Origin of the sequence: Psychrobacter glacincola (assembly GCF_904846215.1) — a bacterium.
In the GTDB taxonomy this organism is placed as follows: Bacteria; Pseudomonadota; Gammaproteobacteria; order Pseudomonadales; family Moraxellaceae; genus Psychrobacter; species Psychrobacter glacincola.
In genome coordinates this window covers 44,779-58,297 of the sequence record NZ_CAJGZK010000005.1, presented here as the reverse complement: position 1 = coordinate 58,297, position 13,519 = coordinate 44,779, and the positions used below count along the sequence as shown (strand labels likewise).

The following is a 13,519-nucleotide window of genomic DNA, read 5'->3' as shown; positions in this document are numbered from 1 at the left end:
TATGAGCGCGATTTGGTCAAACGCTAAAGACAACTGTGATGTGCATCAGAACCTTGATGCTATCATAAAGACAGATGTGCTCATCATTGGTGCAGGGCTGGCAGGACTAAGTACCGCGCTTGCTTTACCAGAGTCGCTGAGCGTTACTCTATTAAGCAAAGCTGAACTTGAAGTCTGCTCAAGCCATTATGCCCAAGGTGGTATCGCCGCAAGTTTAGATAAAAACGATTCAGTTGCTGACCATATTGCCGACACACTCATCGCGGGTGCAGGATTATGTGCGGCAGATAATACAGCCAGTATTTTGAGCGCTGGACAGCAAGCCGTTCAATGGCTGTGCGAGCAAGGCGTGCCTTTTACCCAGATTGCTCAAGAAATTAACAAAAAATCTTTCACTGAACTACAAACTGCAGATTTACATTTAACCAAAGAAGGCGGTCATGGCTGTAGACGCGTTGCCCATGCTGATGATGCGACAGGTCGCTACGTTATGGAAGCTTTGATTTTAAAGGCGAAAGCGGCGTCTAATATCAGTATACGGCCCTACCACGAAGCACTGAATTTATTAACTGATAACAGTGATAACCGATGCCAAGGGGCACAAGTTTTTGATCATAGCAGTCAGCGTCAACTCACTTTTTATAGTCGCGCAGTTGTTTTAGCCAGTGGTGGTTTAGGGCAATTATTTCAACGAGCCAGCGCGCCCAACGTCTGTGTCGGTGATGGCGTCATCATGGCATGGCAGGCAGGTTGCCGTTTGGCAAATTTAGAATTTATCCAGTTTCATCCGACGGGGCTGGCACTGGACGATAGTAGTTTTTTAATATCGGAAGCCTTACGCGGCGAAGGCGGTCGGCTTTACTGCCCTCAATCTGGCAAACGCTTTATGCTTGATGTTGATGTGCGCGCTGAACTTGCACCGCGAGATATCGTTGCCCGCGCAATAGCTGAGCAGATCAATAATAATGGGCTTGGCTACGTACATCTTGATGTCAGTCACTTGCCAGCTGTATTTTTACAGCAGCATTTTCCGCAAATTTATCAAACATTATTCAATCTCGGTATCGATATGACTAGGGAGCCAATCCCTGTTGCCCCGACCGCGCACTATAGTTGCGGCGGCGTGGTCACTGATGCCAATGGCGTAACCGATGTGGCAGGGCTTTATGCGGCTGGCGAAGTTGCTTACACGGGTTTGCATGGTGCAAATCGCTTGGCAAGTAATTCGTTATTAGAATGTGTGGTGGTCGGTCGCAATATCGCTGCCAGCTTACCGCGCTATTTAACAGCGATGGAAAAACCAGCGACAACTTCCTATGATATTAATATAGAACAGCCAGCTATTGATATATGGACACCGCCAATACTAAAAGAAACCCAGCCCGTTATATTATCTACCGCCACTCTGCCTTTATTTTCTACTTATAAGCATAACGAATTAAAGAACGAATTAGAGAACGAATTAAACACTGATAATGAGCTTCTTGAAATAACCGCCCAGCTCAAAGTATTAATGACCAATAACATGGGTATCAGTCGCAGTGCTGAGCAGTTAGAGCAAGCGCTTAAGCAAATTCAGCAGTGGCAGCAACAGCTAGTCAACGCTAAAGCCAATCAGTCCAATATAAGTAGTGTGCACAGTTCTAAGAGCTCGAATCAGTTAGCCAATTTTCAGTTAGCGCGACAACTACAATTAGCGACTTTAATCGTTCAATCGGCTTATCAACGCCTTGAGAGTCGCGGTGGTCATTATCGTAAAGATTATCCAAATCTAGCGGTATCGCCTAAGACAAGTATTATTGAGCCATTAGCAAATGAGCAAGAAGATAGTATTGCTTGTCTGGTTCAGCCTATAATCAATCATATAGAGGCTAGAACAGCACAAGTAGTTGCTCATATCTAATACCAAACCCAAAAAGTACGATTAGCCGTGTCAAACTCGTTTAGTCTACAGTGTGTAGCACTTGCACTCGTTTTCCTTGCTACTCTAATTTTTGTGAATGGTATAATAGCAATGTAGGATTATTGTTCTAGCCATTCCAAACGCGGTTCATTACCGTTTCTATCTTTCAAAGTGCTGAGTATATGGCTACTGATACGCTATTTGTTATTGGTCTTATGATGGTGGTCAGTTTGACGTGGGGCACGCTGGCAATACCGCATTTTCGTAAGCGCCTGCCAACCATTTATACTGATCGGTCTGCGCGGCAGTTATGAGATCAAACGTTTATGGTGTATAGATAGCAAATCACGGTTTATTCGCAAACTCCAAACGCATGGCTTGCAACCGAAAGCGATAGCTGATGAGAAAGCTTTACAACCAACTCCTATGCCTGTCTAAATTTATTAGACCTGTTCTTTAGTTTTATCTTCATTTTTTAATCTAAGGTTTAATAACGGCAGTAACCAATTTCATGTTGGCGTACGCCATGTTTGGGAGATGGCTGCCTCGAGAGGCAGCCGGAAAACAATGGGACTAGAAGGATTTGGAGGCGGTGACTACGAAGGAGCCGTCGATGTTTAGACCACCAGCATCTTTCTCGTTTAGGTCAGTGCCGATATAAGCCAACTCAAAGCCGATGTCTTTAACTTCTTTACTAACAGCGACTTTATAATCGATGTAAGCATCATCAGTGATAGCTGCATTTCCTAGGAACGCTCCTAGACCTTCACCTGCCGCATTGTTGTCATCAAAGAAATAGTTATAGCCAATAGATGCCGATACACCGACGCCTGAAACCTCAGTACCGTATGAGGCAAAAACATAACCAAACTTGCCGGTTTCGGCGAAATAGTCATCGGAATACGCCACGCCAACTTTCGTGCCGCGAGCAGCTACAGAGCCATAAACTTCATTGTAATCAGGCTCAGCACCACCAGCATTGCCACTATTAGCACCCGGGTAGGCATAACGTATTACACCGACATCGTAAGAAATATCGCTCGATTCGCCAGCATAACCGAGTATAAAGTCCATTTCTGAACCACCGACTAAGCTATCTATGCTTGAGCCCCACACCGTTGCGTAAGCACCGCTATCATGAGATGCAGTCAAGCTGCCTTGTATAGCTGCATTATTAGATGTTTGTGTGATACCGCGGAACTTGTAATCGCTAGTTAAGGCCACCGAACCCGAAGTAGTAATTTCAGCGTGAGCTATTGCGCCGACAGTCATTGAAGAAGCAGCGATAACAGCATGTGATAATTTGGTCAGTTTCATGGTCAAACTCCATTCACTCTATTTAGGATGACTCGCGGTATTGATTCCACGATGTGCACGATAAACATTGCACACGATACACATAGCAGCTGCCGTGCCAACTTCACAAACCACATCTCAACGCGCTTAGTTTGCACCGCCAAAGCGGCATAAATACTGAGGTCGTAGCCACTAAGTAGCCATAAACACTTGTCATATCTACCACTTCATGGCTAGCACCAAATTAGTGCGATCATGTGGCTACTCCTATTAGTTGCACCGCTGCGCATCAAAATGATGCACATGATGCTCGGTCATACGCTCGTCAGCACACCTATAGTCAGAGAAAAGTAATATCGATACATCAAGTACTGCTGATATTAATTTTTCTTGCTTGCTGTGCCTATGCAGACAGATGCTGCAAAAAATTTATACCAGCAGCACTGTAGCGTTTTTAAGATATTTTAACTATAGTTTTAAATGATGCAAAGCTAAAGCCAATCCGATACCGCTAGTACCACCGAAAACTGTTAAGTGAAGTTTAGTTAAAGGTGCTAGATCATTTTTATTATTAGTATTTTTGGATGTTGAATTGTTTGGCATAAATAAAAATCTCAATACCTTGCTTAATTAACGTCTACGTCATCACTATAGTAGCTTTAACAGCCAGATTTTAACTTCTGATATGATACAATTGCCCGCTTATAAAAAGGCCACGATTCCACTATTCAAAGTCTCACCTTTCGAGTCCAATATTTCGAGCTTATCCTATGCAAAGCCTGATTACTCTCATATTGGTATTGACGCCAATGTTTATTGGCTTTGCCATTCCTGTTAATACAAAAATGACTGCTCTTGCTGAGAAGGGATTGTCTTATTTGGTGTTTATCATTTTGACTTTGATTGGTATTGAACTATCGCAAATTGAAGGTTTGGGTAGCCAAGTAGGCGAAATTACGCTGTATGTCACTGTGTTAGCCCTCTTGACTATCGGTAGTGGCCTGTTTGGACTGATGCTGTTTGATCACCTAAAACCTTGGCATGCCAAAAAACCAGTCGTCAAATCTAAAGAACATCGCGTTAGTATTCGCGGTAGCCTCGCCCAAGTCATTTGTGTGGTAATAGGTTTTGTGATCGGTTATTTCTTGCCAGCGACCTATATGCCGCCTGAAAACACCATGACGGTGCTACTAATGATATTGATTCTACTGGTTGGCATTGGTCTAAAAGGTTCAGGGATTACGCTCAAAGAAGTGCTGCTCAATAAACGCGGCGTGGAGATGAGCATTATCTTTACGTTAGCGGTGTTGATTGGCGGGCTACTCTTTGCGCTACTATTTAGCGAAGTGTCTTGGACAAAAGGCTTAGCGCTGGCGTCAGGCTTTGGTTGGTATTCGCTATCAGCTATCGTCATGACCGATGCTTATGGAGCGATTTGGGGCAGTGTAGCGTTATTTAATGACTTGATACGTGAGTTCTTTGCGCTGATATTCATCCCCGTGTTTATGCGTAAATATCCGTCTGCCTCAGTTGGGCTTGGTGGTGCGACCAGTTTAGATTTTACGTTACCAATAATTCAGCAATCTGGCGGTCTAAAGGTCGTGCCATTGGCGATTAGCTTTGGCTTTATTATTAATATCGTCTCGCCAGTGTTGATGGTGGTGTTTTCGGCGTTGGGGTAGATACATCTTAGCATTTGCTAAATTCATATTAAGTGATATCATGTATATCAATATGACCGTCACCTCTGCTTTTGCAAGTGGCGGTTCTCTATTTCTAGCTCCTCATCAGCATCCGTTCATACTATTGCCACAACCTCCAATCTTCTAAGCTTGTTATTAAACCAAAATCTTTAAGCTTAACCGTATCATCAGGTACAGCAGGAAACTCGTTCAATAAACTTTTAAAACGTTGATTCCAACTCGAACTAGGACAAATTACCTTTAACATATAATGCATAATACAAAAATAAAAGAACGGTTTATGGTTGACTAGTTTTGACCATTTACTGTCGAAACTAATGGGAGCTGATTGCTCAAGAATGTTTGCGTTCCATAGCCGACTATGATGAGCACTGACATTACGAATAAAGTTCAAACTACGTAACCATTTTTCAAACTGTTTTGCATTAGCGCCATACTTTTTAGCGATAAGCGTCTTATCTGAAAAGGTCATACCAGCATATAATCTAGACATACAGCCAAAGTCTCAAACTTCAATCGCTACCCAAATAGGTACTATACCCTGATAGTTTTTATTGTGATGGAGAATAAACGGCTCTTTTCTCGCTCGATACAATAACTGACTATGCTTAGCTAACCAAAGCTGATGCTCCGTCTTACCTTTATTCCTTCCATTCTTTATAGCCTTTTTTGCAAAGTTGCCATCTAGTTTGTCAGCTTGTTCATGAGCTTGTGGGTCTTTTTTACCTAATGTATGAGCAATATCCACTCGAACTGCCATCTCTATTCTTTCTAAAGCATCTATTGCTAACAGTCGCAACTTCTTGTCAAAAACATATAAATCTACAATATGCTGAAAATGAGTATCATCTACAAACAATCCTAAGTGCTGATTTGTATTGTTTTTATCGAACTGCCGAAATGGATACCAATAACCACTTAATCTATAGTATCCGACTCGTTCTAAATAGCTAGTTGCTAATGAGTCATTATCTACTTGCATGCCTTTATTTTTAAGACTAACAAGCTGCTGTTCAAATGAAAGCCAAGTTTTACTCATTCAACATTCTCTATATATTAATGTTATTTATCAACATTTGAACCTCTAAACCCCACTCGCCTGCTTAGCAAACAACCGCATCAATGGCTTGATTTTGCTCACGCGGTACATTCCTTCATTACGAAGTTGTTGGATAGGACGTAGCTGAGCCAGCGAGCCTGCAAACAGCCAGTTCAGCGCTGAGAAGCTGTGCATCATCAGACTATTATGTGGACGGCGCAAACGCTCATAACTACGCAAGGTTTGATTGGCACCCCAAAGCGTACCGCCACTACGGTTATAATCATGGGTAAGTTGCTCGCTTAATGCTTTCACATCGAGCATACCTAGATTGAGTCCCTGTCCCGCAAGTGGATGGACACCATGCGCGGCATCACCGATTAATACTAAGTTATCCGCCACGTAGCTTTTCGCTTGCTGCGCTGCCAGTGGAAAACTGGCGATTGACTCAATTTTGTGGATAGCACCAAGCTCATAATGACTGGCAGCAGCCAATTTATCAGCGATGTATCTTGGATGTTCCGCTATCAAAGCTAATGCCTGATTGCGCGGTAATGTCCATACAATCGATTGCCAGTGCTGTGGATTGGCTTTATCTTCATCAGTGATATCAGCGAGCGGCAACAGTGCCAACGTGCCAGTCGGTAGCATGGCTTGACGGGCAGTTGCTTGATGCGGTTTTTCAGTTTGAATCGCACAGCAAATCGCCGTTTGCTTATAATCAAGCACATCAAGCTCAATACCTGCTTGCTTGCGCACAAATGAGCCACGACCATCGGCGCCAACTAGGAGACGCGCATTAACCACGCTTCCGTTATCTAATGTCACACGGTAGCCTTGTGTGCTTCCCAGCCAATCCATATCGACAACTTTTTGCCCAGCGATGACGGTTAGATATTGACTGACATCAGGCGCTAATAAACGCTGCCATAATGCATATTCAATGATAGCAGGCTCAACCATACTACCAAGCATTTTCGGCGCCGAGTTGCTGCTGTCACTATCGTTATTAACATTATTATTACCACTATCGCCGAACAGTAGCTCGCCTCTACCGTTTAGTTGCCAGACTTGCATTTGTGAGTAATCGGCTGTGCGACTTGACGCTGCTATTTTCTGCCAAGCACCAATCTCTTTTAATAATTCGATACTGGCAAGGCTAAGCGCATAAACACGGGCATCACGTTGACCAAGCACCTGCTGCCAATCTGCCTCGCTACGTTCAGGGCGCGCATCAATGAGTGTCACTGGATTATTGTCTTGTGCCAGTTTAAGGGCAAGCGTCGCACCGACGATACCGCCGCCGATAATTAGCGTATGGTTATTTTTCATAAAACATCCTTTTTATAGTCAACTCTAAATGAAAAAGAGTCCTTAATATTAGTGTGCTAATGAGATAAATTTGTCTTGCTTGCTGTTCGCAGGCGTGACAGAGGCTACGAAACACTCATTCTCATTAGCACTTTATCTTTTTCAATTAAATCGATTATATCGTTATTTAAACGATGTACTGGTATGTATAGCAGTCAGCAGCTAGAATTCTAGATTTTGTTTTCAATCGCTAATCAATACTAAGACTTTAGCCCCATCGCATAATTGGCAATTAAAGGTTTAATATTCGGTAATTTATCAAAGGCAACCAAGGCGACATTACGTGCCAGCTTCACCGCTGGATTTGGATGGGTAAAGCCATGTACGACGGCATCACAAAAGCGGATAACACGTTTTTGGTCAGTGTGACGGGCTTTTTCATAGCGCTTTAGCAAAGTAGGATCACCGATATCAGCGCCTTTTAGCACTTGCGCACTCATCATTTGTGCCAGTACATGGGCATCGCGCATGCAGAGGTTAAACCCTTGACCTGCCACAGGATGCAAGGTGTGTGCTGCATTACCCATGATGACGCAGCGACCGTCGACTTGCTTGTCAGCCAGCACCCGCGTTAATGGATAGGCACCGCGGCGACCAGCAGTCTTAAACATGCCAGCCCGCTCGCCAAAAGCTTGCTGCAAGGTCGCTAAGAAGTGCTCGTCGTCTTCTAAGTATTTACTCTCTTCACCGGTTGGGCAGACCCAAACTACTGAGCGTCTATAACCCGCTTGATAGTCGTCATTGCCGTCGCCTTCAGGATCAGTCAATGGTAATACCGCAAGTGGTCCAGCTGGGCTAAAACGCTCTATCGCATTATGCTTATGAGGTTTATCCGTTTCTACCACGCCGACGATAGCCGTTTGTTTATAATCATAAGTGGTTGTGTCGATACCGAGTAGCTGACGCACGGTAGAATCACGACCATCACAGGCAACCAACACACTGCCCTGCAATTGCTGCTCATGCTCTTCTTCACCATAGTAGCTAAAACTTAGGGTCACGCTGTCGCTTTGCTGGTCAACGGCTATCACATCTGCATTATCAATAAGGGTAATCAGCGGCTCTTGTTGCGCGGCTAATAATAGCTCACGCCCGAGCCAAGCATTTTCCATGACTTGCCCAAATGACTCTACTTTTTCATCAGCTTTATTTAATTGTGCACGCCCAAAGCTACCTTGCTCGCTAATCTGCACCGCATCAATACGGCAGGCATGGCTTTGTAGCTCATCCCACAGTCCAATCTCTTGATAAATCTGTACCGTACGGCGTGATAATGCCGTATTGCGACTGTCTAGATAGTGGCTGCGATTGCTATCATCATTGGGACTGACGGTTGGATAGCTGTTCTTTTCAAGCAAAGTACTGGCGATACCATGATGCGCCAAGAGCAAAGCGAAGGACAAACCGACATGACCGCCACCAGCGATAATTACCTGTTGTTCCGTCATCGCAGAGTGTTTAATATTATTAAGTTTTGACAAATTTGCTTCAGTGGTTTGCATCATTATTATTCCTATCATTGCCCGTTTAGCACGCTTTTATACGTGGTTAGTACTTACTCAAAATCTTTACACTTTTAGAGAATTACTTATGTTTTTATGGTTTTCAGCCCAGTTGTTATTGCTCTATTATCTAAGCCATAGATTACCACAAATCATTGCTCATGCTGTGGTCTTGACGGTATCCGTAGCAGCTATAAAAAATTCTTGCAGTGTGACTGCTGAATGCTTTCGTCTATCGTTGCAATCACCATATAAAAAACCAAGCGCCAGATGCATCTATAGTCAGTTCAAAATAAAAGCGATACGATTGTAATAACGTGCTATTGGCTATAATTTTTTCTGGCTTGCTGTTCGCAGGCGTGACAGAGGCTGCAAAAAATTTATAGCCAGTAGCCCTGTATCGTTTTTAAAATGAATCAACTATATATATAGCTTGAAATTTTAAATCTATCTACCATAATGAAGGCAGGACATTTAGTTATTATTCATCAAACTTACTATTCATTAAACCAACAACTACTTTGCCGTCATTTTTTACTATCTAAAAGCAATACACTAAAATCTATAAATTAAAGAATATAAAACACGACTAACTATTTTATCTCTGAAGCCCGTCTGACTATGCAGCATAGAAGCAATAACCATAGCAGCGGGCAACCAACACAAGGATAATCGCTTGACTGACTCCATGAGCCGCCGTATAAAATTTGAATCCTTAACCCCAGCACAGCTCAAAACCGTGCTTGGCGAATACAACAATCACATGAAATATATTCAACAACGTCTCGATATTAAAATCAGCCAACGCCAAGGCGACTTTTGTCTGAGTGGCGACATATTGGGTGTCGAACGCGGCGAACGTATTATTTATAAAATGGTCGATGAAGCACAAAATACCAAAGACATCAGTGCCGAAGAATTGCATCTCATCATTCAATCGAGTCTCTCGCGCGATGAAGATATCGAAGCAGATGAAGCGCAATTGGCGGATGAAGAGGAAGATTTAGACGCCCCAAGTGACTTTACACCCATTAGCCTACGTACTCGTAATGGCAAAATCATTCCACGTGGTGGCAATCAGCAGCGTTATGTCAGAGATATTTTATCATCTGATGTATCCTTTGGTATTGGACCTGCCGGTACTGGTAAGACTTATCTCGCGGTTGCCTGCGCAGTCGATATGATAGAGCGTAATGAGATTGAGCGCATTTTGCTCGTGCGTCCTGCGGTAGAAGCTGGCGAAAAATTGGGCTTTTTGCCGGGTGATTTGACCCAAAAAATCGATCCATATTTGCGTCCTCTATATGATGCGCTATATGAGATGCTTGGGTTTGAGAAAGTCGGTAAAATGCTTGAGAAGCAAATCATTGAAGTTGCGCCGCTTGCTTATATGCGCGGTCGTACTTTGAATAACTCGTTTGTCATTTTGGATGAGGCGCAGAATACCACACCCGAGCAAATGAAGATGTTTTTGACGCGTTTAGGCTTTGGTTCACGTGCGGTGATTACCGGTGATATTACGCAGGTCGATTTGCCACGTGGCAGCAAGTCAGGGCTGGCGCAAGCGATGGAAATCTTAAGTGGTATTGAAGAGATTCATATCACCAAGTTTGATTCAAAAGATGTTGTACGCCATCAGTTGGTACAAAAAATCGTTGAAGCTTATGATGTCTATGATGACGAGCAGTTTGCCTTACAGGAAAAGCGCAAGTTTGAACGTATCAAAGAGCAAGAGCGTAAACAAACAATGACTGATGCAGCAGCCAAACTCTAATCTATCTTGATAGGCGTATACTGGAAGGAAACCGGATTTGATATCCGGTTTTTTACTGTTAGGTACTTTTTAAATTGACATATAGTCAAAATACGCTAAAACCGCTACGGTACTGCTGGTATAAATTTTTTGCAGCCTCTGTCTGCATGGGCACAGCAAGCAAGAAAAATTGATACCAGCAGTACATAATGTGTCGATATTACTTTTCACTGACTATAGAAAATAAAAGGATTAGGGCATGAACCAAGACAGCAATCACGATGCTAACAATAATGTTGACGATAATTTTAATAACAGTTTTAATAGTAGCGAAAGCTTAGATACGCTCGATATCAGTGCCAGTGACAATATTGATGACGAAGTTTTAGATAACTTTTATCATCGTGAGCAGCTGCTGTCTGTGATGATGGCAACGCTTGACTATATAAACGAGCAGGTAAAAAACGGTCTGATACTGCCATACTTTGACGATATCGATACTGAGCAGTGGCAAGAGAAGATTAAGGCGCTGGATATTTATATTACGGATGAAGATGAAGGTCGCGAGCTGAATTCGGAAGCGCGTCAAAAGAATTATGCAACCAATATCCTCTCCTACCCAAGCGACTTGCCAGTAGCAATTATTGGACTGATGCCAACCCTGCCACTTGGTGAGCTAATCATTTGTCATGCGGTGATGATACGTGAAGCAGCAGAGCAAAATAAAGAGGCTGTGCAGCATATTAGCCACTTATTAATTCATGGCATACTGCATTTGCTCGGTTTCGATCATGAGCTCGGACAAGCCGAGCAAGATGAGATGGAACGCTTTGAGATTGAAATTTTGGCAGGGCTCAATATCCCAAACCCTTATTTTTAATCTTTTTTCGTTAGCAGTTTTTGTGCTTGGTCCATCTGATTAATCATCTGGTCAAGCCCTTTCACATGGACATTACGCTGCGGGAACGGAATATCAATTTTATTATCATCCAGCGCGTATTTAAACTCCTCCAATAAATCACACTGCATTGACCACCAATCATCATTAGTCGTCCAGACGTTTAAGGTTAAATCAACGGAATTATCACCCAAATTGGTGACACGGATAACCGGCGCAGGATCCGTAAATGCCTTTGGGTTGCTCGTTGCCAAATTTAGCATGATATCTTTGGCTGTTTTGATATCGGCGTCATAGCCAATACCAATAGTAATATCGACGCGGCGATTGGGCAGCGCCGTATAATTGACAACGGCTGAAGTGGTAATATCGCTATTAGGAATGATGACGTCGTGATTGTTTATCGTCGTTAGATGAGTATTAACCAGAGTAATCTCCGTCACCGTACCAGTATGGCTACTAATTTGCACGTAATCACCGCGTACAAATGGGCGGAAGGTTATGATCATAATGCCCGCGGCAAAATTTGACAGCTGATCTTTAAGCGATAAACCAATCGCAACCGCCGCACCGCCCAAGATGGCAACGACTGAAGTAGTTTGCACGCCCACTTTACTCAGTGCCGCCAAAACTACGACTACCAGCAACAAACCATATATCAGCCGACCTAAAAAGTTAGCTACGGTGTCATCTAAGCGACTACGCACCATCAGCCTGTGCGCAACCGCTACCGCTTTGTTGGCCAGCCAGCGCCCTACGATAAATATCAGTAACGCTAACATTACTTTGGCAGCAATGCTCAATGCACTATTGGTTAAAGTGGCAACATCAAGGGTAAAACCTAAAAATTCCATATAAACTCTTTACTCTATATCTGGGTGTTATCTATTTACTGTTTTAGTTAATACGTTAAAAATGCAAGGCTGCTGGTGTTAATACGTCACTTCTACCGTATCACTATAACGATAGGTACGTATCAGACGCAACTCAACGATGTCCTTCATGTCTGCGGTAAATTTACCAAATGGCGCAGCTTGCCTGACTGACTGTTTAGCCGCTTCATCTAAGATAGTTGAATTTGAGCTTTCAAGCAAACGGATGGCTTTGATATTACCGTCGCTTGCGATAATGACCATCAAACGTACTTCGCCTGTGATACTTTGCGCTCGTGCTTGGGCAGGATATTGCAAATTACCAACGCGCTCAACGTGCTCACGAAAGGTATTGATATAATCTGCGGCTGCGCCATGTGTCGTTGAGTTGCTGTCCATGGTCACCACTTTTGACTTGGTGGCATAAGTTTGCTGACGCTGCGACAGCTGAGCTTCTAAAGTAGCGATTTGCTTACGTAGGCGCTCTTCTTGTACCCTCATATCATCTTGCGCTTGCTTACTATCATTATCAGACTCCACGCTTGCATGACGCCAGCTTAGCGTCGTACGCAGATAGCTTTCTTGATAACGCTGCTGGCGCACTTGTCGCTGCAAGCGAATCACATCTTGCGTCTCACTCATTTGTTCAGCGGATAAAGGACTGCTCTGATCGGTTTCTTGGCGCAATTGCTCTTGCACGGTGCCGCCGCCTTGTTGTGACGCATTGGCAATAAACTGCGCATCTTCATTTGGCTGCATATTATCCGTCAGCGCTTTGGCAACGTCTTGCATCAATCCGGCGGGGTCTTGCCCCATCGAAAAACTGATGCCAAAAATAATCAACGCATGCACGCTAATGGCAATAACAATCGCCATCGGCAAGCTGATATCACGTTTTGGCGCTTGCGCTGAAAAATGGTAGCTCTGTGAGTCTTTAATATGCACCGTAGTCAGTCTCAGCTTATGAATATAAAGGTGATGGTCAATAAACGTGGTAATATCCCTATCTATTGCCCATGCCGGCGCCATCATAACATGACACAGAATTGTGTCGCTAGCACAACCGTATACCGTAAATTCACAGTAGCTTCTCAACAATTTATCATTGCTTACAGTGAGAGCTATACTCTAAATTGCACTCATCGCATCAGCGCCGTGCATTTGATATCTAAAATAAAAGTA

General features: G+C 43.4%; 10 protein-coding genes and 1 pseudogene. 5 read left to right on the top strand and 6 right to left on the bottom strand.

Annotation, left to right across the window (positions count from 1 at the left end; translation table 11 throughout):
- Position 1 precedes the first annotated feature (1 nt).
- Complete coding sequence (gene nadB / locus JMW90_RS04320; protein ID WP_201561863.1) at positions 2-1,903, top strand: L-aspartate oxidase; 1,902 nt, start codon at positions 2-4, stop codon at positions 1,901-1,903.
- A gap of 182 nt (positions 1,904-2,085) precedes the next feature.
- Positions 2,086-2,217, top strand: coding sequence for a hypothetical protein (locus JMW90_RS13890; RefSeq protein ID WP_265089218.1), 132 nt, complete (start codon positions 2,086-2,088; stop codon positions 2,215-2,217).
- Positions 2,218-2,476: 259 nt separating this feature from the next.
- Here the strand turns inward: JMW90_RS13890 and JMW90_RS04315 are convergent, their stop codons facing one another.
- Complete coding sequence (locus JMW90_RS04315) at positions 2,477-3,220, bottom strand: TorF family putative porin (RefSeq protein ID WP_201561862.1); 744 nt, start codon at positions 3,218-3,220, stop codon at positions 2,477-2,479.
- Positions 3,221-3,969: 749 nt separating this feature from the next.
- On the opposite strand from JMW90_RS04315, the gene JMW90_RS04310 reads away from it, so the two are divergent.
- Positions 3,970-4,881 (top strand): LysO family transporter, encoded by a 912-nt coding sequence (locus tag JMW90_RS04310; protein ID WP_201561861.1) that lies wholly within the window; start codon positions 3,970-3,972, stop codon positions 4,879-4,881.
- Between the two features lie 121 nt (positions 4,882-5,002).
- Here JMW90_RS04310 and JMW90_RS04305 read toward each other — a convergent pair.
- The 3 genes and pseudogenes from JMW90_RS04305 to JMW90_RS04295 all read right to left on the bottom strand — a co-directional run bounded on the left by JMW90_RS04305 (position 5,003) and on the right by JMW90_RS04295 (position 8,814).
- A pseudogene (locus JMW90_RS04305) lies at positions 5,003-5,884 on the bottom strand (Abi family protein).
- Between the two features lie 102 nt (positions 5,885-5,986).
- Positions 5,987-7,273, bottom strand: a complete 1,287-nt coding sequence (locus tag JMW90_RS04300; RefSeq protein ID WP_201561860.1) for an FAD-dependent oxidoreductase — start codon at positions 7,271-7,273, stop codon at positions 5,987-5,989.
- A gap of 239 nt (positions 7,274-7,512) precedes the next feature.
- Positions 7,513-8,814, bottom strand: a complete 1,302-nt coding sequence (locus JMW90_RS04295) for an FAD-dependent monooxygenase (protein ID WP_265089219.1) — start codon at positions 8,812-8,814, stop codon at positions 7,513-7,515.
- Positions 8,815-9,502: 688 nt separating this feature from the next.
- On the opposite strand from JMW90_RS04295, the gene JMW90_RS04290 reads away from it, so the two are divergent.
- Both JMW90_RS04290 and ybeY read left to right on the top strand, forming a co-directional pair.
- Complete coding sequence (locus tag JMW90_RS04290) at positions 9,503-10,588, top strand: PhoH family protein (RefSeq protein ID WP_201561953.1); 1,086 nt, start codon at positions 9,503-9,505, stop codon at positions 10,586-10,588.
- 238 nt (positions 10,589-10,826) lie between these two features.
- The gene (gene ybeY / locus JMW90_RS04285; protein ID WP_201561859.1) at positions 10,827-11,447 is read left to right on the top strand and encodes an rRNA maturation RNase YbeY; all 621 of its coding nucleotides are present in this window, start codon (positions 10,827-10,829) and stop codon (positions 11,445-11,447) included.
- On the opposite strand, the gene JMW90_RS04280 is transcribed toward ybeY, so the two are convergent.
- Positions 11,444-12,319 (bottom strand): mechanosensitive ion channel family protein, encoded by an 876-nt coding sequence (locus JMW90_RS04280; RefSeq protein ID WP_201561858.1) that lies wholly within the window; start codon positions 12,317-12,319, stop codon positions 11,444-11,446. The two genes, ybeY and JMW90_RS04280, sit on opposite strands and share 4 nt — an antisense overlap.
- 78 nt (positions 12,320-12,397) lie before the next feature.
- Positions 12,398-13,369 (bottom strand): energy transducer TonB, encoded by a 972-nt coding sequence (locus JMW90_RS04275; protein WP_201561857.1) that lies wholly within the window; start codon positions 13,367-13,369, stop codon positions 12,398-12,400.
- Positions 13,370-13,519 lie beyond the last annotated feature (150 nt).

Excerpts from the sequence above, each read along its gene's own strand:
- nadB (WP_201561863.1), top strand. The coding sequence starts at position 2 with ATGAGCGCGATTTGGTCAAACGCTAAAGACAACTGTGATGTGCATCAG.
- JMW90_RS13890 (WP_265089218.1), top strand. The coding sequence starts at position 2,086 with ATGGCTACTGATACGCTATTTGTTATTGGTCTTATGATGGTGGTCAGT.
- JMW90_RS04315 (WP_201561862.1), bottom strand. The coding sequence starts at position 3,220 with ATGAAACTGACCAAATTATCACATGCTGTTATCGCTGCTTCTTCAATG.
- JMW90_RS04310 (WP_201561861.1), top strand. The coding sequence starts at position 3,970 with ATGCAAAGCCTGATTACTCTCATATTGGTATTGACGCCAATGTTTATT.
- JMW90_RS04300 (WP_201561860.1), bottom strand. The coding sequence starts at position 7,273 with ATGAAAAATAACCATACGCTAATTATCGGCGGCGGTATCGTCGGTGCG.
- JMW90_RS04295 (WP_265089219.1), bottom strand. The coding sequence starts at position 8,814 with ATGCAAACCACTGAAGCAAATTTGTCAAAACTTAATAATATTAAACAC.
- JMW90_RS04290 (WP_201561953.1), top strand. The coding sequence starts at position 9,503 with ATGAGCCGCCGTATAAAATTTGAATCCTTAACCCCAGCACAGCTCAAA.
- ybeY (WP_201561859.1), top strand. The coding sequence starts at position 10,827 with ATGAACCAAGACAGCAATCACGATGCTAACAATAATGTTGACGATAAT.
- JMW90_RS04280 (WP_201561858.1), bottom strand. The coding sequence starts at position 12,319 with ATGGAATTTTTAGGTTTTACCCTTGATGTTGCCACTTTAACCAATAGT.
- JMW90_RS04275 (WP_201561857.1), bottom strand. The coding sequence starts at position 13,369 with ATGATGGCGCCGGCATGGGCAATAGATAGGGATATTACCACGTTTATT.